This window comes from Denitrificimonas caeni DSM 24390, assembly GCF_000421765.1.
Lineage (GTDB): Bacteria > Pseudomonadota > Gammaproteobacteria > Pseudomonadales > Pseudomonadaceae > Denitrificimonas > Denitrificimonas caeni.
The window spans coordinates 123,563-142,755 of sequence record NZ_ATXQ01000004.1; the positions used below are offsets into that span (position 1 = coordinate 123,563).

The 19,193-nt window shown below is 49.0% G+C and carries 19 protein-coding genes; 12 read left to right on the forward strand and 7 right to left on the reverse strand.

What is annotated here, in order from left to right; genetic code table 11:
* Window positions 1–14 precede the first annotated feature (14 nt).
* The 4 genes from panC to pcnB all read right to left on the reverse strand — a co-directional run bounded on the left by panC (window position 15) and on the right by pcnB (window position 3,656).
* Window positions 15–863, reverse strand: coding sequence for a pantoate--beta-alanine ligase (gene panC, locus H591_RS0107555; protein ID WP_022966346.1), 849 nt, complete (start codon window positions 861–863; stop codon window positions 15–17).
* A complete protein-coding gene (gene panB / locus H591_RS0107560) occupies window positions 860–1,660 on the reverse strand; it encodes a 3-methyl-2-oxobutanoate hydroxymethyltransferase (protein ID WP_022966347.1) in 801 nt (266 codons plus the stop codon). The genes panC and panB overlap by 4 nt, the downstream gene beginning before the upstream one ends.
* Before the next feature lie 74 nt (window positions 1,661–1,734).
* Window positions 1,735–2,271, reverse strand: coding sequence for a 2-amino-4-hydroxy-6-hydroxymethyldihydropteridine diphosphokinase (gene folK, locus H591_RS0107565; RefSeq protein WP_022966348.1), 537 nt, complete (start codon window positions 2,269–2,271; stop codon window positions 1,735–1,737).
* Complete coding sequence (gene pcnB / locus H591_RS0107570; protein ID WP_022966349.1) at window positions 2,271–3,656, reverse strand: polynucleotide adenylyltransferase PcnB; 1,386 nt, start codon at window positions 3,654–3,656, stop codon at window positions 2,271–2,273. Before pcnB ends, folK begins: the two co-directional genes overlap by 1 nt.
* Window positions 3,657–4,619: 963 nt before the next feature.
* On the opposite strand from pcnB, the gene H591_RS0107575 reads away from it, so the two are divergent.
* Window positions 4,620–5,774 carry an iron-containing alcohol dehydrogenase gene (locus H591_RS0107575; RefSeq protein ID WP_022966350.1) on the forward strand — a complete coding sequence of 385 codons (1,155 nt, stop codon included), beginning with the start codon at window positions 4,620–4,622 and terminating at the stop codon, window positions 5,772–5,774.
* A gap of 357 nt (window positions 5,775–6,131) precedes the next feature.
* Here the strand turns inward: H591_RS0107575 and H591_RS16225 are convergent, their stop codons facing one another.
* On the reverse strand, window positions 6,132–6,266 hold the full coding sequence (locus H591_RS16225) for a hypothetical protein (RefSeq protein WP_269746520.1): 135 nt from the start codon (window positions 6,264–6,266) through the stop codon (window positions 6,132–6,134).
* 793 nt (window positions 6,267–7,059) lie between these two features.
* Here H591_RS16225 and H591_RS0107580 point away from each other — a divergent pair.
* Window positions 7,060–9,081 (forward strand): TonB-dependent receptor, encoded by a 2,022-nt coding sequence (locus H591_RS0107580; protein ID WP_022966351.1) that lies wholly within the window; start codon window positions 7,060–7,062, stop codon window positions 9,079–9,081.
* Window positions 9,082–9,143: 62 nt separating this feature from the next.
* On the opposite strand, the gene H591_RS0107585 is transcribed toward H591_RS0107580, so the two are convergent.
* Window positions 9,144–10,043 (reverse strand): LysR family transcriptional regulator, encoded by a 900-nt coding sequence (locus H591_RS0107585; protein ID WP_022966352.1) that lies wholly within the window; start codon window positions 10,041–10,043, stop codon window positions 9,144–9,146.
* 148 nt (window positions 10,044–10,191) lie between these two features.
* On the opposite strand from H591_RS0107585, the gene H591_RS0107590 reads away from it, so the two are divergent.
* Complete coding sequence (locus H591_RS0107590; RefSeq protein ID WP_022966353.1) at window positions 10,192–11,304, forward strand: YeiH family protein; 1,113 nt, start codon at window positions 10,192–10,194, stop codon at window positions 11,302–11,304.
* 125 nt (window positions 11,305–11,429) lie between these two features.
* Here H591_RS0107590 and H591_RS0107595 read toward each other — a convergent pair whose 3' ends face one another.
* A complete protein-coding gene (locus H591_RS0107595) occupies window positions 11,430–11,822 on the reverse strand; it encodes a hypothetical protein (RefSeq protein ID WP_022966354.1) in 393 nt (130 codons plus the stop codon).
* A gap of 234 nt (window positions 11,823–12,056) precedes the next feature.
* On the opposite strand from H591_RS0107595, the gene ruvA reads away from it, so the two are divergent.
* The 9 genes from ruvA to ybgF are packed head-to-tail and all read left to right on the forward strand — an operon-like array spanning window position 12,057 to window position 19,117.
* Entirely contained in the window at window positions 12,057–12,671 is a 615-nt protein-coding gene (gene ruvA, locus H591_RS0107600; RefSeq protein ID WP_028244274.1) for a Holliday junction branch migration protein RuvA, read from the forward strand.
* Between the two features lie 32 nt (window positions 12,672–12,703).
* A complete protein-coding gene (gene ruvB, locus H591_RS0107605) occupies window positions 12,704–13,753 on the forward strand; it encodes a Holliday junction branch migration DNA helicase RuvB (RefSeq protein ID WP_022966356.1) in 1,050 nt (349 codons plus the stop codon).
* Window positions 13,754–13,802: 49 nt separating this feature from the next.
* Window positions 13,803–14,246 carry a tol-pal system-associated acyl-CoA thioesterase gene (gene ybgC, locus H591_RS0107610; RefSeq protein WP_022966357.1) on the forward strand — a complete coding sequence of 148 codons (444 nt, stop codon included), beginning with the start codon at window positions 13,803–13,805 and terminating at the stop codon, window positions 14,244–14,246.
* Window positions 14,247–14,248: 2 nt separating this feature from the next.
* Window positions 14,249–14,944, forward strand: coding sequence for a protein TolQ (gene tolQ, locus H591_RS0107615; protein WP_022966358.1), 696 nt, complete (start codon window positions 14,249–14,251; stop codon window positions 14,942–14,944).
* 8 nt (window positions 14,945–14,952) lie between these two features.
* Window positions 14,953–15,411: a protein TolR gene (gene tolR, locus H591_RS0107620; RefSeq protein WP_022966359.1), complete on the forward strand. Its 459-nt coding sequence runs from the start codon at window positions 14,953–14,955 to the stop codon at window positions 15,409–15,411.
* Window positions 15,411–16,463: a cell envelope integrity protein TolA gene (gene tolA, locus H591_RS0107625; protein ID WP_022966360.1), complete on the forward strand. Its 1,053-nt coding sequence runs from the start codon at window positions 15,411–15,413 to the stop codon at window positions 16,461–16,463. The genes tolR and tolA overlap by 1 nt, the downstream gene beginning before the upstream one ends.
* A 2-nt stretch (window positions 16,464–16,465) precedes the next feature.
* The gene (gene tolB, locus H591_RS0107630) at window positions 16,466–17,758 is read left to right on the forward strand and encodes a Tol-Pal system beta propeller repeat protein TolB (RefSeq protein WP_022966361.1); all 1,293 of its coding nucleotides are present in this window, start codon (window positions 16,466–16,468) and stop codon (window positions 17,756–17,758) included.
* A 54-nt stretch (window positions 17,759–17,812) separates the two neighbouring features.
* A complete protein-coding gene (pal, locus tag H591_RS0107635) occupies window positions 17,813–18,319 on the forward strand; it encodes a peptidoglycan-associated lipoprotein Pal (RefSeq protein WP_022966362.1) in 507 nt (168 codons plus the stop codon).
* Window positions 18,320–18,325: 6 nt separating this feature from the next.
* Window positions 18,326–19,117 (forward strand): tol-pal system protein YbgF, encoded by a 792-nt coding sequence (ybgF, locus tag H591_RS0107640; RefSeq protein WP_028244277.1) that lies wholly within the window; start codon window positions 18,326–18,328, stop codon window positions 19,115–19,117.
* The last annotated feature ends 76 nt before the right edge of the window (window positions 19,118–19,193 follow it).

Genomic DNA, 19,193 nt, shown 5'->3' on the forward strand with positions numbered 1-19,193 from the left:
TGCGTCTGTCGTTATTACAAATCAAAGATCAGATTGTCGATCAGGCGTGTGCTGCCGAGATAGGCGGCGGCTAATAAGACCAGTTGGGTGCTATCCACCTCAGCCGGTTGTAGGCTTAGCGCGTCACGTAACTCTACATAGTCAAGGCGAAAACCTGCGGCTTGTAGGTCCGTGTCAAATTGCTCAAAGAGCATTGCATAGTCGCGGCGGCCATTTTTTATTTGTGCTTTTACAGCCTGCAAACACTGTTGCAAAGCAGGTGCTGCAGCACGTTGTTGGGCGCTAAGATACCCATTTCTTGAAGATAATGCGAGGCCATCGTGATCACGCACAATAGGCACGCCAAAAATCTGCACCTGCATATTCAGATCAGTGACCATTTTGCGTATGACGGCCAATTGCTGAAAGTCTTTTTCGCCAAACAGTGCGATGTCAGGCTGCACCATGTTCAGTAACTTGCACACAATCGTAGCGACACCATCGAAATGTCCAGGACGGCTACCGCCGCATAAACCTGTGGACACGCCTGGCACGCTAACGATAGTTTGTTGCGCCATACCTTGTGGGTACATCTCTTGCGCATCTGGAGTAAAGAGCAGGTTGCAACCGGCCTCGAGCAGCTTGCTTTGATCCGCCACGAGAGTGCGCGGGTAGCTGTCTAAATCTTCATTGGCACCGAATTGCAAAGGGTTAACAAAAATACTGGCGACAACAAAGTCCGCGCGCTCAGTGGCGTGCTGTATTAAAGCAACATGTCCTGCATGCAGGTTGCCCATGGTTGGTACAAAAGCTATACGTTTGCCTTCGCTGCGGGCGCGACTGATGGCTGCGCGTAATTGTTGCAGATTTTTAACAGTGTTCATGCGCGGAACTCGTGCTCTGCTGCTGGAAATGACTGGTCTTTGACTGAACGGCTGTACAGGCTGATGGCGTCAGCAATACTGCTTTGACCTTGCATAAAGTTACGTACGAACTTAGGTGTGCGACCGCTGAGCGATAAACCTAGCATGTCGTGCAGTACCAAAACTTGACCGTCAGTATCAGCACCGGCGCCAATACCAATTACCGGTATGCGCACCGCGCGGCTGATACGCGCGGCTAGTTCGCTTGGCACGCACTCAAGGAGCAGTAGGGCCGCGCCGGCTTGTTCCAGCGCCAGGGCATCATCCAGCATTTTTTGTGCTTGTTGCTCGCCACGGCCTTGTACTTTGTAACCGCCGAACACATTGACTGATTGTGGTGTCAGGCCTAAGTGAATACAGGCTGGAATACCACGCTCAGCCAGTAAGCGCACAGACTCTGCCAACCATGCTCCGCCTTCTAATTTCACCATGTGCGCACCGGCTTGCATCAATTGAGTGCAACTTTGATAGGTTTGCTCAAGGGTCGCTGCGCTCATAAACGGCAGATCACACAGAATTAGCGCACCTTTATTGCCACGTTTTACCGCTGCAGTGTGATAGGCCATATCAGCAACAGTCACTGGCAATGTGCTGTCATGCCCCTGCAGAACCATGCCTAAAGAATCGCCAATCAATAAGATTTCCACACCGGCCGCACATGCGGTAGCGGCGAAAGTGGCGTCATAACAGGTCAGCATGGTGATTTTTTCGCCACGCTGTTTTAGCTCTAATAAAGTCGTCAAGGTGACATCAGACATGCAAGGAGTCCTCTTTGGTACCTTGAATGGTACTCGCATCAGGGCTGCTATAGTCCTGATGGCTTAATTGTAAGTCAATCATCTCTAGATGGGTCGACCGCTTGAGTGGTGGAAAGCTGTGGAGTATGCAAGCGTTGCAGTGTTGGATCAACCGGGCAGCTGCTTAATAAATCCTTCAGCCAACGACCGTCGGGTAGTTGGAAGTCAGCAGGGCAGAGCTCTGCTAACGGCAGCAAAACAAAAGGGCGTGCATGCATATGATAGTGCGGTACACACAAACGCTCATCATCAATTATACGCTTACCAAACAATAAAATATCTAAATCTAGAGTGCGGGGACCCCAGCGCTCAGCTTTACGTTGACGGCCTTGATTCAGCTCGATGGCTTGCAGATGATCAAGTAATTGATGTGCTGTTAGGCTGGTCTCTAGAAGGACCGCTGCGTTGGTATAGCGCGGCTGGTCTGCTGGGCCTAGCGGAGCACTGGAATAGTAGGCAGAGCTGCGCACTAAAGAAGTCTGCGGCAGTTGGATCAGCGCCATGAGAGCAGCATCGAGTTGTTGTTCAGGCGCAGCTAAATTGCTACCTAAGCCGATGTACACCTGCTCCATTACTCGTCGCTCTGCACTGCGGGTGCTGGAATTTTACTGCGTGGTTTGCTGCGGCGACGCTTACGTGGTGCGCCACTTTTAGTGGATAGATTGCTAATCATTTCGCGACGCTGGCTGTCACTGGCGTCTTGGTAATCAGTCCACCAGTCGCCGAGGCCTTGAGTTTGCTCGCCAGATTCTTCACGCAGCAATAAGAAATCGTAACCCGCACGAAAACGAGGATTGGCCAATAATGTATCCGCTCGCTTGCCAGCGCGGCGCGGTAAGCGTTCCTGCATATCCCAAATTTCGCGCGTGGGCAAACTGAAGCGTTTGGGGACCGCTATGCGCTGCACTTGCTCAAGTAACACTTGATGTGCGGCTTCTTGCATTGCCGGTAAAGCATGCATGCCATCGTTTTGCAAACTAACCGCACGGGTGGTCAGGGCAGGCCAGAGCAGTGCCGCGAATAAAAAGGCAGGAGTGACCGGGCGATCAATGCTAATGCGGTGATCGGTATTTTTAAATGCGTTACGCAGCAAACGGTCGACATACTCTGGCTGTTTCGCCAGTGCTTTGGCGGTGCCAGGAAACAGCTCGTCGAATAAGTTATATTCGCGCAATAATTCGTAGGTGCGTACGGCATAGCCGCTCAAAAACAGCTTGAGAACTTCTTCGTATAAACGCGCTGACGGGATGTCGCGTAATAAGTGCGCGAGACGGCGAATGGGTTCGGCGGTGTCATCTTCAATATCGAAATCCAGTTTGGCTGCAAAGCGTATGGCGCGCAGCATGCGTACAGGATCTTCAAGGTAACGTTGTTCCGGGTCGCCAATTAAACGAATTAAACGGCGTTTAATATCGGCAAAGCCGGTGCTGTAATCGTGAATTTTTTCATTACTGACATCAAAGTACAGCGCATTCATAGTGAAGTCGCGGCGCTGCGCGTCATCTTCCATGTTGCCGTAAACGTTATCGCGTAAAATTCGGCCACTGGCATCGTGTGATGAGATGTCGCTATTGTTCTCTTCGTCATCTTGCGAGTGATTGCTGCGGAAGGTGGCAACTTCAATCAATTCACGACCAAAATGCACGTGCACCAGCTTAAAACGGCGACCAATAATGCGCGAGTTACGAAACTCATAGCGCACTTGTTCAGGGGTCGCGCTGGTGGCAACGTCAAAGTCTTTTGGTGTTACTCCGAGCAACGAGTCGCGCACGCAACCGCCCACTAGATAGGCTTCAAAACCTGCTTGCTGTAAGCGCACTGCGACATTCGCTGAGTTGCGACTGAAATGAGCACAGTTAATCCGATGCTCATGAGCATCAAGGATCGTGGGCTGCATTGGCTTCGGCTCTTTACGCTGGCGTGAGAGACGAAAGGGTTTGAAAAGTTTTTTCAACATAGCCGGGCCTGTTTGCGTTTCCTGACGAAAGGACTCTCCATAAACGTGTGCCGCAATAAAAGACGCAATAAAGCGTGCAGTGCTGCCTTCGCTACAGAATGAAAAAAATAGTTGTCGTGTGAATTGCAGATCATGGTGCGCGATTCTACCACTGCTAGCGAACGAGGTGAATGAAGAAAAGTATCTGGCGCCAATGAGAGAGGTATTGCTTGCATAAGAAGTCGCGTGGCGAGGAGTGTTTTACCAACAAGCTTACAGGGGAAGCTAGTGCTTCCCCTGTAAATATTTTTATGCGTTTTTTTTATTATTGTGGCATTTTTGTTGTTGTTATCAGCCCGCTTTTTTATATACAGCTCAAGTTAAGCTGTTGAATAGTTAACGGATTGCTTTGGATACTGATGGGATTGTTTGCTGCAGTTGATACGGGCGCTGCATAAATTGCAGTTTTATTATTCTCGGATCATCTGTGTTGCTACAATCGCTATCCTTTGCAAAGTAATCAGTTAGCTGCGTCTCCCATGCTGTTGTTTTTATTGTGCTGGAGCCGTTACGTTTTATTTTTATTCTATGTTTATTGGTTTTTATTGTTTTTGTACGAATATATAAAGCACTAGGCGTGCCATGTTTTACTAAGTTCTTTAAAATCAATAAGTTACGGTTGTTGGTGGTTTTTTAAGAGACATTGCTTAGTACAAAAAAAAGATTTTGTTACCATCAATCACGCAAAGTGTTACGCAGTTCGCGGTGTGGTAACAGTTTTATGGGCTGCGCTGTCGTTCGCTGTGTTCTGGTCGGTAAGGGAAGCTCATGTTCTGGGTGAATTCAGCTTAATAAACGCTTCTAAGCTGCCTTTCGATTGCGTTGGGTCAAGTGACTCATGAGTCAGGTGGGCTATGCTGAGTTAAGTTAAGCGAATACGTGGTCGTTAATTGATGGCTGCGACACACAGAAAAGGGGTTGAATATGAGCAAGAATGCAAGTTTCTTCATGCCGGTTGTATCGTTGTTTGGTGCGAATGTGTTGTCTGAGCTGGCTGATCGAGTGAAGTCGCTGGGTGGTAAGAAGCCGCTGGTCATCACTGATAAGGGTATGACTCAACTGGGCTACACCAAGCAAGTAACGGATCTGCTTGATCAGGCCAACATTGCTTATGCAGTGTTTGATGAGACCATTCCTAATCCGACCGATAAAAACGTCGAGCAAGGCGTTGCTGCCTACCAGAAGGGACAGTGCGATATGCTGATCTCCTTGGGTGGCGGCAGTGCCCATGACTGTTGTAAAGGTGTTGGTTTAGTAGTGTCTAATGGCGGCGTGATTGCTGACTATGAAGGTGTCGATCAGTCAAAGAACAGCTTGCCACCTTATATTGCGATCAATACCACTGCCGGGACTGCAAGCGAGTTAACCCGTTTTACTATTATTACCAATACGTCCAATCACGTGAAAATGGCGATTGTGGATTGGCGAGTAACGCCGGACTTGGCGATTAATGATCCGCTGTTGATGATGAAAATGCCGCCGTCGTTGACTGCTGCAACCGGTATGGATGCGCTGACTCATGCGGTGGAGGCTTATGTCTCAACGGATGCAAACCCGATCACTGATGCTTGTGCGCTACAAGCGATTCGTTTGATTGCGCGTTATTTGCGAGTTGCAGTGGCGCGTGGTGATGATCTCGAAGCGCGTGATCGTATGGCCTATGCGCAGTATTTGGCGGGGATGGCGTTTAATAATGCTGGTCTCGGTCATGTGCATGCGATGTCGCATCAACTCGGTGGTATGTATGACTTGCCACATGGCGTGTGTAACGCATTGTTGTTACCGCATGTCTGTGAAGCGAACTTAATGGCTGCGCAAGAGCGTTATGCGGATATTGCCGAAGCTTTGGGCGAAAATGTATACGGTCTGCCGGTGCGTGAAGCTGCACAAATGGCTGTAGTGGCGATTCGTTGTCTGTCGGTTGATGTGGGTATCCCGAGTAATCTGACTGAATTGGGTGTGCAGGATAAAGACATTGATGCAATGGTTAAGCATGCGCAGCAAGATGTGTGTGCATTAACTAATCCCCGTCGACTGAATGACAAGGAAGTGGCAGCAATCTTCCGTGCTGCAATGTAGTTATTGCTAGCTAGAAACGTAGCTGACAACCACGCCTCGCCTTAAAACAGCGGGGCGTGTTGCGTTTTAGATACTGTATGAGTAGGTCATACCTGCGACAGTGGTGTTTTGTTCCAGATATATTTTTAGATGACATCGGTGCATGCCGTACTTCGGGGCAGATGTTAATCCGTCGATGAACCCGTCCAGGGTTCAACTCCGGCGCTCGCCATCCTTGGCTCGCTCGTCACACCCACCCCGAAGCACTCGTTGATGATGTGCAGGGTTTGCTCTGTTGCAGTACCAGTCAGATGTACAGATACATTTTTGCCACAGACCAATAAACTTCGCAAAATGATGACTTTAAAAGAGTCTTACTCAAAACTCGCGCGCGACATCACTGATCAATGAGTGCCTTGCTGGTGTCGCGATCAGCGAACCATGGATGGTGAGCGCCCGAATCGGGTCAGGATGACCCGTTGAGGGAAAAGCGATACCAGCAAGGTACGGCATGCATATATCTTTCAGGATGCTTTGCATGGTTAAAAACATTCAATCTGCGCATGTCGTGCTTCGGGATAAGTGTTAGTCCGTCGACGAACCCGTCCCGGGCTCAACTCCGGCGCTCGCCATCCTTGGCCCGCTCGTCACACCTACCCCGAAGCACTCGTTGATGACATGCAGGGTTTGCTCTGTTGCAGTACCAGTCAGATGTACAGATACATCTTTGCCACAGACCAATAAACTTCGCAAAATGGTGGCTTTAAAAGAGTCTTACTCAAAACTTGCACGCGACATCACTGATCAATGAGTACCTCGTTGGTGTCGCGATCAGCGAACCATGGATGGTGAGCGCCCGAATCGGGTCAGGATGATCCGTTGAGGGAAAAGCGATACCAGCAAGGTACGGCATGCATATATCTTTCAGGATGCTTTGCATGGTTAAAAACATTCAGTCTGCGCATGTCGTGCTTCGGGATAAGTGTTAGTCCGTCGACGAACCCGTCCCGGGTTCAACTCCGGCGCTCGCCATCCCTGGCTCGCTCGTCACACCTACCCCGAAGCACTCGTTGATCATCTGTATTGTTAGCACTATTAGAGCTCCAGTTCGTTGGGCAATGATCTAAAGATGCAATTGAGACTAGTACAGCATGTATATATCAATAAAACCTGAGGTTTAGTTTGAGGCAATTTGGAGCTTTCTATATGTGTGCGTATCATGCTCGCCATTAACTTTTTGTAATGATATTCATTTGTTAGTAATGATCATTGCGTGTGTTCTTCTATTTTTGTGCGCGGGGAAATTATGTATTTTCAGTCTTCTAAACTGTGGGTTAGCCTGGTATTAGGCAATGCTCTACTGGTTGCGGCAGGTACAGCGCAGAGTAAACCTTATCAATTTGACCAAGTCACGGTGCTCGGACAAGCGCAGGAAACTGAAATATTCAAGAATCCAGCCTCTGTTAGCGTGATTGATCGCGCGACGCTCGATAAAAGTGCCGGGCAGTCGATTGCGAGCTATTTGCGCAATATTCCAGGTGTGCAAATCTCCGAGGAAGGCGTTGAGCGCATTTCTATCCGTGGTGAGGATTCCCGCCGCGTAGCTATTTTTATTGATGGTCAGAAGCTGACCGACCACACTAAGTACGGGCAACCATTGCTGATTGATCCGGCCTCGATAGAGCGCATCGAAGTGCTGCGTGGTTCTTCTTCTGTGGTATCGGGCGGTCGTGCGATTGGTGGCGTAGTTAATATTGTAACCAAAAAAGGTGCGGACAAGCCTTTAGAAATCAGTACGCAAGCAGGTTACTTTTCAGCAACTAAAGGTTATCGCGCATCAACTGCATTATCGGGTAGTCAGGCCGGTTTTGATTACCGTTTAGGTGTGTCACGCTCGGAGTTGAATGATCGTGCGACACCTAAAGGGCGCTTAAAACCTTCAGAAACCGACGATAGCAACGTTTCTGCTCATGTTGGTTATAAAGCTGGACCACATTATTTTGCCCTAAAGGCTCAGCGTTACGATGTCGCTGCCCAAGTCTATTTAAAACAAGATAACGCTAAATTGGAGCTACCTAAACGCGAACTGAATAAAGTTGGTTTGTTTTACCAAGGTGATCAACTGACTGAAACGCTAGATAAACTAAAAATTGACGTATACCGCCAAACGATTGATCGTGAGTTTCAAAATAGTGTGACTCAGCGAACGCCGGTAGCGACCGTTAATGTTGATGTTCTCTCTGATGACGAGCAAGTCACGCATGGTTTGAATCTGCAGGCAGAGTTGTCATTAATCGACGGGCACAGCACCGTTATTGGTGCGGAGTATGAGCAGGACGGTCTTAAAACCAAGAAAAGCAACGTAGTTGCAACATCATTTAGCACCCCGTTTCCTCCCAGCTCAAAGAAGCAGACTCAAGGCTATGATGATGCTCAGATTGATACCACATCTATCTTTGCTCAACACAGTGTGCCATTAGCTGAGGATCTGACTGCCAGCTTTGGTGCGCGTCATTATTACGTAAAAGCTAAGCATGATAAGTCGCTTTTAAATAATGTTGCGCAACCGCGTAGCGATAACTCTGATAATCACACTGTGGGTGCGATGAGCTTGGTGTGGCAGGCCAGCGATGCCCTAGTATTGCGCAGTAACCTCTCTCAGGGGTATGTGTACCCAACCTTGAGTCAGTTATTTTTGGCTACAACCGGTGGCGGAAACACGTTTTCCGGTAACCCTGGTTTAAAACCTGAAAAATCGACGACCTTCGAACTGGGTGCGCGTTACGATACCAGCGAGTTGTTACTGGATGCCACGGTATTTTATAGCCGCTCAAAGGATTATATTGATTCTGTATTGACCGGTAAAAATATTGGTACCTTCCGTAATGTTGATAAAGCAAAAAGTTATGGTATTGAACTCGCTGCTGAGAAAAGTTTTGCGGACAGTGGTTTTACTCCGTACACAACAGCAACTTTAATGCGTCGCCAAATTACCACGCCAGCCTATCGCAGCTACGACAGCGGTACGCCCAACGTGTTTGCCCGCGTTGGTTTAAAACACACCGGCTACTGGAATGTATTTGAGCGTGAGGCCGACCTGTTCGTACAAGGTGCATCCTCAGCAAAAAATGTGAGCAAACCAAACAGTGAAGCTTATGAGGCTCAAGGTTACGCTACTTTGAATCTGCGTTTAAGCATGACCACAGAGAGCAGTAATAGCTTTGGGGTTGAGCTCAATAACTTAACCAATAAAACCTATCGCCCTATTGATGAGCAGCTCTACGGCGCAAAACGTAGTGCCAATATCTTTGCAACCTATACGTTCTAAAATTGGACCGTTGCGACGCTTAATGCAGTGTCGCAACGGTCGTTTAGATCTGCGCTAGCAATTTAACCGGTGTGCACTTGCCGGCAATGATTTAAGAACGCAGTGAGTTGTGGTGATAACGTTTTATTGCGCTGGTAAATCAAAAAGAAGCGGCGGGTCAATTTTGGCAGTGACGTGTTGACTTCCACCAGTTCACCGCGGGTCAAAAAGCGCGCCACAATTGTTCGTGATAAGCAGGCTAAGCCTAAGCCTGCAGCGGCGGCATGCTTAATCGCTTCAGAGTTACTAAACTCGGCCGCAGGTCGCAGTTGATGCAGGTGCGGTAGTAACACATGCTCAACCGCTTCTTGGGTGCCGGAGCCTGGCTCACGTAATAACCACAGCGCATTCTGTAAGTCTTTCAGGGTAACTTGCCGTTTTGCCTGTCCTTGTAAAATAGGATGATTGGCGGCGCAGACAATCACCAGTTCATCCTCAATCCAAGGTTCAGCTAACAGATCAGGTTCATGGCAGGGGCCTTCGATGATGCCCATATCTACTTCAAAATGCGCTACTGCAGTCGCCGTCGCGGCACTGTTCGCGATCATCACCCGTGGGCAATGTTGCTTGTTGTGCAAAGCGTGACTGGCCAGTAGTTTTGGTAACAGATAAATACCAATCGTAGTGCTGGCGCCAATGTATAAACCTGCGCCAGTTGTCTCGCTAGAATTGAACTGTTGTTCGATGGTATTGGCGGCATCGAGCATTTGCCGTGCTTGCGGTAGCAGTAAGCGGCCATTGTCGTTCAGTACGAGGCGCTTGCCGACTCGATCGAATAGATCGACAGTCAAGATGCTTTCCAGTTCTTTTAATGCAGCGCTGGTAGCGGACTGTGAGAGGGCGATGTTTTGCGCTGCCGCTGCAGTGCTACCTGATAAAGCAATCGCAGTAAAAATATGCAATTGGCGCAAAGTGATTTGCATGCTGAGGCCTCTGGTAAATGCTGTCGATCAACCTGTTATATCGTTTGATTATACCTATATAATTCGTTTTATTGTTTGAATGCTGGCCCATACACTGTTTGACATCGGGTGCTGATACAGGCCTTCAGAAACAGTGAGAGCGTTTAAAATGTTAGCGTTACCAAGAAAAAATACAGATATGTGTACTGGCCTGCCCAAATGGCTGCAGCTGCGTACAGAGTTGCTGCCCGGTTTATTGTTGTGTGCGGCTTTGTCTGCTGGCGCATTAATGCTGGATCGTGTGCCGTGGTTACAAACGCATGGACTGTCTGCATTAACGCTGGCCATCATGTTCGGTTTTGTTGTGGGTAATACAGTGTTTCCACGCTTGGTTGATCGCTGTGCGCCCGGGGTGCTTTACGCGAAGCAATACATGCTGCGTTTAGGCATCATCCTCTATGGTTTTCGCTTAACGTTTCAAGACATGGGCTATGTTGGGCTAGCTGGTGTACTGATTGATGCGCTTGTGTTGACCACAACTTTTGCTTTGGCGGTGGTGCTGGGTATACGCGTATTCAAGCTGGAGCGTGGTACCGCAATGTTGATTGGTATTGGCAGCTCTATTTGTGGTGCGGCGGCAATTATGGCAGCGGAGCCGGTTCTCAAAGCGCGTGCTGAGCAGGTTACCGTAGCAGTCGCAACTGTCGTGGTGTTTGGTACCTTAGCGATTTTTGTCTATCCGTTGCTGCACAGCTTAAATATGCATTGGCAGTTATTGAATACCACTGACTTTGCTTACGGTATGTTTGTCGGTTCTACTATTCATGAGGTTGCGCAAGTAGTGGCCGCAGGCGCAGCAATCAGCCCAACCGCTGCCGACACTGCCGTCATTGCTAAGATGGTGAGGGTGATGATGCTGGCGCCATTCTTGATTGGTTTGGCGGTGTATTTGGCCCGAGCCAAGACCGAGCAAGTAACTGAGAAGGCTCCCGCTAAAAAAGGACTGCTCGCTAGGGTTAGCGTACCTTGGTTTGCTTTTATCTTTGTCGCGGTGGCCGGCTTTAACTCTTTGCAGTTGTTGCCTGAGTTGGTCATCGAGCATATTGCACAAGTGGATACAGCTTTATTAGCCATGGCTATGGCGGGTCTTGGTTTGACCACTGATCTCAAAGCGATTCGCCGTGCCGGCTTGAAGCCGCTAATGTTGGCCAGCCTGCTGTTTGTTTGGTTAGTGGTGGGAGGCGCTGGGTTGAACTATGCGATCACGGCAGCATTTTCCTAATCGATATAAAATATTCTTATCGCTTAAACAAAACCGCGCAGTGAGCATTCATTTTAAATGGCTGCTCACTGCGCGGTTTTTAGATTTTAAAGGAGTAGCGGTGTGTCTGGATTTTTGCGTAACTGCTATAGCTCATCGCACACATGGTTTTCTTTGAGGGAGTCGATATCGAACTCTTCTTGCAATGCTTGTGCACCAGGGAAAGCATTGCCCATTTGTGCTGTGCATTTTTTCATGGCTTGGAAGTTAGGATTGCTTTGCATGTCTTTAGCGTAGGTCATCGCGCTATCTTGTGCTTGCTGGCGCTGGTCAGACTCACATAGCTGCTTAATGTGCTTGGCCATTTTTTCGCCATTGGCGGCCATGTCTTCTAAGTAGCGCATATCAACAGTTTCGCTGATACAGCGCTGCATTTGCATCATGTTTTGCATCATCTGTTCGTGCTCGTTAGCGTGAGCCATAGAAGTCGCAGTGGTTATGATGCAGAGTGTTGCTGCTAAGGCTGAGGGCTTAATCATGCGCCTTATCCTCTGTAGGTTGTGTTGATGGCTCAGATAATAGGCGATCTGAGCACGCTTGCCTAATCAATCAGGGGGAGTCGAGTCATGCTTCAATCTATAGATTGAAAGGGCTGGGTGCGCATTGAGAGCATTGCAGGCTGATCTGGTATTGTTTTGTGGTAACTGTATATAATGCCAGCTGTTGTGTTTGGGTTGCTGCTCGGTAATCCAACTCTTAAAGAAGGAAAGGTTGTGATTGGATATCTACGAGGCAATTTACTAGAGAAGCAACCGCCGCATGTCCTGCTGGATGTCAATGGCGTTGGTTATGAATTGGAAGTGCCAATGACCACTTTATTCCAGTTGCCGATGGTGGGTGAGCCTTTGGTGCTGCATGTGCATTTGGTGGTGCGCGAAGATGCGCAGCTTTTATACGGCTTTTACACTAAACGCGACCGTACTTTATTTCGTGAACTGATCCGCTTAAATGGTGTGGGGCCCAAGCTGGCGCTGGCCTTGATGTCGGGGATGAGCGTCGATGAAATGATTCAATGCGTGAATGCCGAAGACACCAGTCGCTTAATGAAAGTCCCAGGCGTCGGTAAAAAAACTGCTGAACGCTTACTGGTTGAACTTAAAGATCGTTTTAAAAATTGGGACAGCACGCCGTTGGCCGGGCAAAACAGCATGGAACCTGCTGGGCTTTCGGCAGTCACAGACGCGAACAGTCCAGAAAAAGATGCAGTGAGTGCGCTGATTAGTTTAGGCTTTAAACCCGCCGAAGCGAGTCGCGCGGTTAGCGCTGTAGCGCAAGATGGTTTGAGCAGCGAAGACTTGATTCGTCGCGCATTGAAAGGCATGGCGTAATTGAGCCACATTATTTGGGATAACTGCAGTTTATGATTGAAGCTGATCGCTTGATTGCCGCCGCTCCGCGTGAGCGTGAAGAGCACGTTGATCGCGCCATACGCCCGCTGTGCTTAGCTGATTATATTGGTCAGCCCAGTGTGCGTGAGCAAATGGCATTGTTTATGCAGGCTGCTAAAAACCGTGATGAAGCGCTTGATCATACGCTGATCTTTGGTCCGCCAGGTTTAGGCAAAACCACGTTAGCCAATATCATTGCCCAAGAAATGAATGTCTCGTTAAAAAGCACTTCAGGTCCGGTGCTTGAGCGTCCAGGTGATTTGGCAGCACTGTTAACTAACCTTGAAGAAGGTGACGTGCTGTTTATTGATGAAATTCACCGCTTGCCGCCAATTGTGGAAGAGGTTTTGTATCCAGCGATGGAAGACTTCCAATTGGATATCATGATCGGTGAGGGGCCGGCCGCGCGCTCAATCAAACTCGACTTGCCACAATTTACTTTAGTCGGTGCCACCACGCGCGCTGGCATGCTGACCAATCCGTTGCGCGACCGCTTTGGTATTGTGCAGCGCTTAGAGTTTTATAACGTCACAGACTTGACCACTATTGTGGTGCGCTCGGCAGGCATTTTAAACATGCCAATTGAGTATGAAGGCGCCTATGAAATTGCGCGGCGCGCGCGCGGCACTCCACGGATTGCCAACCGTTTATTGCGCCGTGTGCGCGATTTTGCTCAAGTGCGCGGCACTGGACAGATCAGTCAAGTCATCGCCAATCAAGCACTGAACTTGCTTGATGTGGATGAACATGGTTTTGATCACCAGGACCGTCGTCTGTTGTTGGCAATGATTGAAAAGTTTGATGGCGGTCCAGTGGGTGTGGATAGCTTGGCTGCCGCGATCAGTGAAGAGCGGCATACCATTGAAGATGTGCTGGAACCCTATTTGATTCAGCAGGGCTTTATCATGCGCACCCCACGTGGGCGCGTCGTCACCCGTCATGCTTATCTGCATTTTGGCTTACATTTACCTGAGCGTTTGCTCGATGGTGCGGTGTTAGAGAAATACCTTGATGATGAGTGAAAATATACCTGCGTTCCCCATTGGCAATTAGACGAGGTGGCATTACAGTATGCGCGCACAAACATCAGCACAACGGTTTACCTTTCCTTGTCGTGTTTATTACGAGGATACGGATGCAGGCGGCATCGTGTATTACGTGAATTACCTAAAATTCATGGAGCGCGCACGCACTGAACGCTTGCGCCACCTGGGCTTTTCCCAAGCGCAGATGGCCACCGAAAATCTGTTGTTTGTTGTACATTCCTCGCAAGCACGCTACCACACGCCAGCTCGTTTAGACGATGAGCTATTGGTGAGTGTGCAAGTGGAAGCTCTAAAACGTGCCAGTTTAAAATTTTATCAGCAGGTTCGCCGTGTCAGTGATGATGCTCTTCTGTGTGAAGGACATTTCACCATTGCCTGTGTGCGTGCTGATACCTTAAAACCTCGGGGCATTCCCGAACTGTTATATGCGGCGTTTAATGCCGATGTGCAAGATTTTGCAGGAGAGTAAGCGTGGAAGCTAATGCCGTTGATCAGATGTCAATGTGGAGCCTAATCAGTAACGCCAGTCTGGTGGTTCAGTTTGTCATGTTGATTCTAGTGGGAGCCTCGATCACTTCATGGGTGATTATCTTCCAACGCAGCCAGTTATTGCGTACTGCACGCAACAGCTTAAATGTTTTTGAAGACCGTTTTTGGTCTGGTATTGATCTGTCTAAGTTGTACCGACAAGTCAATAGCGATCCTGATCCAGACTCAGGCGTTGAGCAGATTTTCCGCGCTGGCTTTAAAGAGTTTTCGCGCTTAAGTCAGCAGCAAGGTGCTAATCCTGAATCAGTGATGGATGGTGTGGCGCGTTCGATGCGTGTGGCCATTTCTCACGAAGAAGAAAAACTTGAGCAAAGCCTACCGTTTCTGGCCACTGTTGGATCAACCAGCCCGTATATTGGTCTGTTTGGTACGGTGTGGGGCATTATGAACTCCTTCCGTGGTTTGGCGCAGGTGCAGCAAGCCACTCTGGCAACTGTTGCTCCAGGTATTGCTGAAGCATTGATTGCTACGGCGATTGGCTTGTTTGCAGCGATTCCTGCTGTCATTGCTTATAACCGCTTCTCGGCGCGCGGTGAGAATTTAATTGCGCGTTATTACACCTTTGCTGATGAGTTCCAAGCCATTTTGCATCGTAAAGTCCACTCGAACGAGGATTAAGGTGCCCCATGCAAAGAGCTAGAATTCGTAATCGGCGCAAACCCGTTGCAGAAATGAACGTGGTGCCCTATATCGACGTGATGCTGGTGCTGTTGGTGATCTTTATGGTTACCGCGCCGATGCTTAATCAAGGCGTTAAAGTCGACTTACCACAGGTCAGCAGTGAAGTATTGCCGCAAGATAACAACTCAATTGTGCTGACCATTTCTATTAAGGCTGATAAAAGCTATTACTGGAATACCGGTACTGAGGTTGATATTGATACCGTGCAAGATCAAGCTGTCGATTTAACCCAGATGGTCAATGCGGCACGCGCTATTTTAGGTGCCAATGCTGCTCAAGGTAAAAAAGTGCAAGTCTATGTGCGTGCCGATAAAACTGTCGACTATGGCAGTGTGATGGCAGCGATGGGTGGTTTGCAGCAGGCTGGCGTCAGTGATGTTGGCTTAATTACTGAGGCGCCTTAATGCGACAGCATGACCGTTCCCCTTCGGAAAACCTGTTTTGGCCGGTGGTCTGGGCTGTGGGTTTGCACGCGATGCTGTTTGCGTTCTTATTTGTCAGTTTTGCGCGCACGCCTGATTTGCCGCCAGCACGTCCGGTAATTAAAGCCACTTTGTATCAGTTGCAATCGCAAAGCCAAGCCACTACGCAAACCAATCAAAAAATTGCCGGTGAAGCTGCAAAAACTTCTGCGCCAACCTATGAAGCTGAGCAACTCGAGCAGAAAAAAGTTGAGCAAGAGAAAATAGCCGCAGCCGCGCAAGCCGCAAAAGCCAAAGCTGCCGATGCGCAAGCTAAAGCGGCCGAAGCACGCAAACAGGCCGAGCAAAAAGCTGCCCAAGCGCAGAAGCAAGCACAAGCCAGCAAAGAAGATCAGGCTAAAAAAGCAGCGGAAAAACTTAAGCAGGCTGAAGTGGCTAAGTTGAAAGCAGCCGAAGATGCCAAGAAGAAGGCAGCTGAGGACGCGAAGAAAAAAGCCGCAGAAGAGGCTAAAAAGAAAGCTGCAGCAGAAGCTGCGAAGAAAAAAACAGCTGACGATGCCAAGAAGAAAGCTGAAGCCGACAAGAAAAAGCGTGCTGCAGAAGAAGCTGCTAAGCAGAAGAAAGCTCAAGACGCTGCCCGTAAGGCCCTTGAAGATAAGAAAGCTGGCGCATTAGCAGAGTTGTTGTCTGAGGATACTCAGTATCAACAAACCGTTGCTGATACGGTAGGTTCGCAAGTGGCGGGTAGTCTCGATGATTTGATCGTGCGCTTAGTCAGTGAGCAGTGGGTGCGACCACCTTCAGCACGCAACGGCATGGCGGTAACTGTGCTGATTGAAATGTTGCCCGATGGAACCATTACCAATGCAAGTGTCACACGCAGTAGTGGTGATCCCGCTTTTGATGCCTCGGCAGTGGCGGCTGTGCGTAACGTTGGGCGCATTCGTGAAATGCAACAATTGGATCGTAAAACGTTTGATAGCATGTACCGCAAACGTAGTGCGATATTTAAACCAGAGGATTTGAGTCTGTGAATATGTTGAAACGATGGTTGTTATTGAGTGCATTGCTGTGTGTCAGCGTGGTGCAGGCAGCAGACCCTCTGCTGATTTCTGGTGGTAACGACCGCGCGATCCCAATTGCTGTGGTGCCTTTCGGTTGGCAAGGTGGTAATGCTTTGCCTGAAGATATGTCAGATATCATCGGTAAAGATTTGCGTAACTCCGGTATCTTTGAACCCATTGCGCGACAAAATATGATCAGCCAGCCGGCTCAGGCCAGTGAAGTGATTTTTCGTGACTGGAGTGCGGTGGGTGCACAGTATGTATTGGTTGGCAATATCACTCCCAATGGCAACCGTTTACAAATCAACTATGCGGTGCTGAATGTCAGCACTGAGCAAGTCATGGTCAGTGGCACCGTGGGTGGTTCAATTGAGCAATTACGTGATTTAGCACATTATATTTCTGACCAGTCGTATGAAAAGCTAACCGGAGTGAAGGGCGCATTTTCTACCCGTTTATTGTATGTCACGGCTGAGCGTTTTTCTGCTACCAACACCCGTTATACCTTGCAGCGCTCGGATTACGATGGAGCGCGTGCCGTCACTTTGCTACAGTCACGCGAGCCAATTTTGTCACCGTCTTTTGCTCCTGATGGCAAGCGCATTGCTTATGTCTCGTTTGAGCAAAAGCGTCCGCGTATTTTCGTACAGAATGTCGATACCGGTCACCGTGAGCAAATCACTAATTATGAAGGCTTAAATGGTGCGCCGGCTTGGTCGCCAGATGGCAGTCGTTTAGCCTTTGTTTTATCACGAGATGGTAATCCAGAGATTTACGTGATGGATATGGGCTCGCGCCAAGTGCGTCGAGTGACCAATCATGCAGCGATTGATACGGAACCTTTCTGGGGTAAAGACGGACAAACTTTGTACTTCACTTCGGATCGTTCCGGTAAGCCGCAAATTTATCGCATGAGTATCAATGGTGGAGCGGCAGAGCGGGTTACTTTTATTGGCAACTACAATGCCAATCCGAAATTATCAGCCGATGAGAAGACGCTGGTGATGATTCACCGTCAAGAAGGCTATGCGGTATTTAAGGTGGCTGCGCAAGACTTGCAGCGAGGTAACTTACGTATCCTCTCAAACTCAAGTTTAGATGAGTCACCTACTGTCGCACCCAATGGAACAATGGTAATCTATGCCACCCATCAACAGGGTCGAGGTGTCCTGATGCTTGCATCTATCAATGGGCGGGTGCGGCTCCCACTACCTAGCATTCAAGGCGAAGTCAGAGAGCCTTCATGGTCCCCTTACCTAAACTGATGATGGGTTATCTGTTAACTAAACTAAATATGTTGTTTTTTTGGAGCTTGTAAAATGGAAATGCTTAAATTCGGTAAATTTGCCGCGTTATCATTGGCTTTGGCTGTAGCTGTTGGTTGTTCTTCAAAAGGCGGCGACGCAAGCGGTGAAGGTGCAATTGACCCGAATGCCGGTTACGGCGCAAACACAGGTGCCATCGATGGCAGCATGAACGGTGGTAGCGAAGAAGCAGCATTGCGCGCTATTACTACGTTCTACTTTGAATTCGACAGCTCAGACCTAAAACCAGAAGCCATGCGCGCACTTGATGTACACGCACGTGACTTACAAGGTAACGGCGCACGCGTTGTATTGGAAGGTCACGCTGATGAGCGCGGTACTCGCGAATACAACATGGCGCTGGGCGAGCGTCGTGCTCAAGCAGTACAGCGTTACTTAGTTCTGCAAGGTGTTTCACCTGCACAACTTGAGCCAGTATCTTATGGTGAAGAGCGTCCAAACGTAGTGGGTCATGACGACAGCGCATGGTCACAAAACCGTCGCGTTGAACTGCGTAAGTAATAGGTAATACAAATGATCCGTCCTACCCTGATAGCTTTGGCCCTCAGCCTGCCTACTTTGGCAGTTGCTGCGATCCCAGTCACTGATCGCCCCGCATATGATCAAACCTATGCTGGCACAGATCAGGGTATGAACGGAACTGCGACTGGAGGTGGTGCTAACGCACCACTTTCAGCTCAAAGTCAGTTGTTCATGCAGTTACAGCAGATGCAGCAAGAAATTGCTACGCTGCGCGGTTTGCTTGAAGAGCAACAGCATGAAATAAGTCAGTTACGCCAAGAGAATCTTGAGCGTTACCAAACATTAGACAGCCGCTTGAGTAACAACTCTGGAGCACAAGTCGGCAGTCCAGCGTCAACGACTGAGCAGCCCAACAGCGGCGCTGCCACTCCTGCCGCTCAGGCCAGTAATGGCGAAGCCGATCCCGCTAAGGAAAAGCTCTATTACGAAGCCTCTTTTGATTTAATTAAAGCGCGCGAGTTTGATAAAGCTCAGCAAGCCTTCACGGCTTTTTTGCGTAAGTATCCAAACAGTCAGTATGCGGGAAATGCCCAGTATTGGTTAGGTGAAGTCAGTTTAGTGCAAGGTGATATGCAAGCCGCTGGTAAGGCTTTTGCATTGGTCAGTCACAACTACCCTAAGCACAATAAAGTGCCTGATTCACTGTATAAGCTGGCTGACGTTGAGCGCCGCTTAGGCAATGCAGATAAAGCCCGTGGTATTTTGCAGCAAGTGGTTGCCGAGTACCCAGGTAGCTCCGCTGCACAGTTAGCGCAACAAGATTTAAGAAAACTCTAATACGCTGCTTTCATCAGCACGTTCGCGCTCAGCGCGGGTCCGTGCTGGGCAGTGCCTCATTCAGCAATGGAGGCGG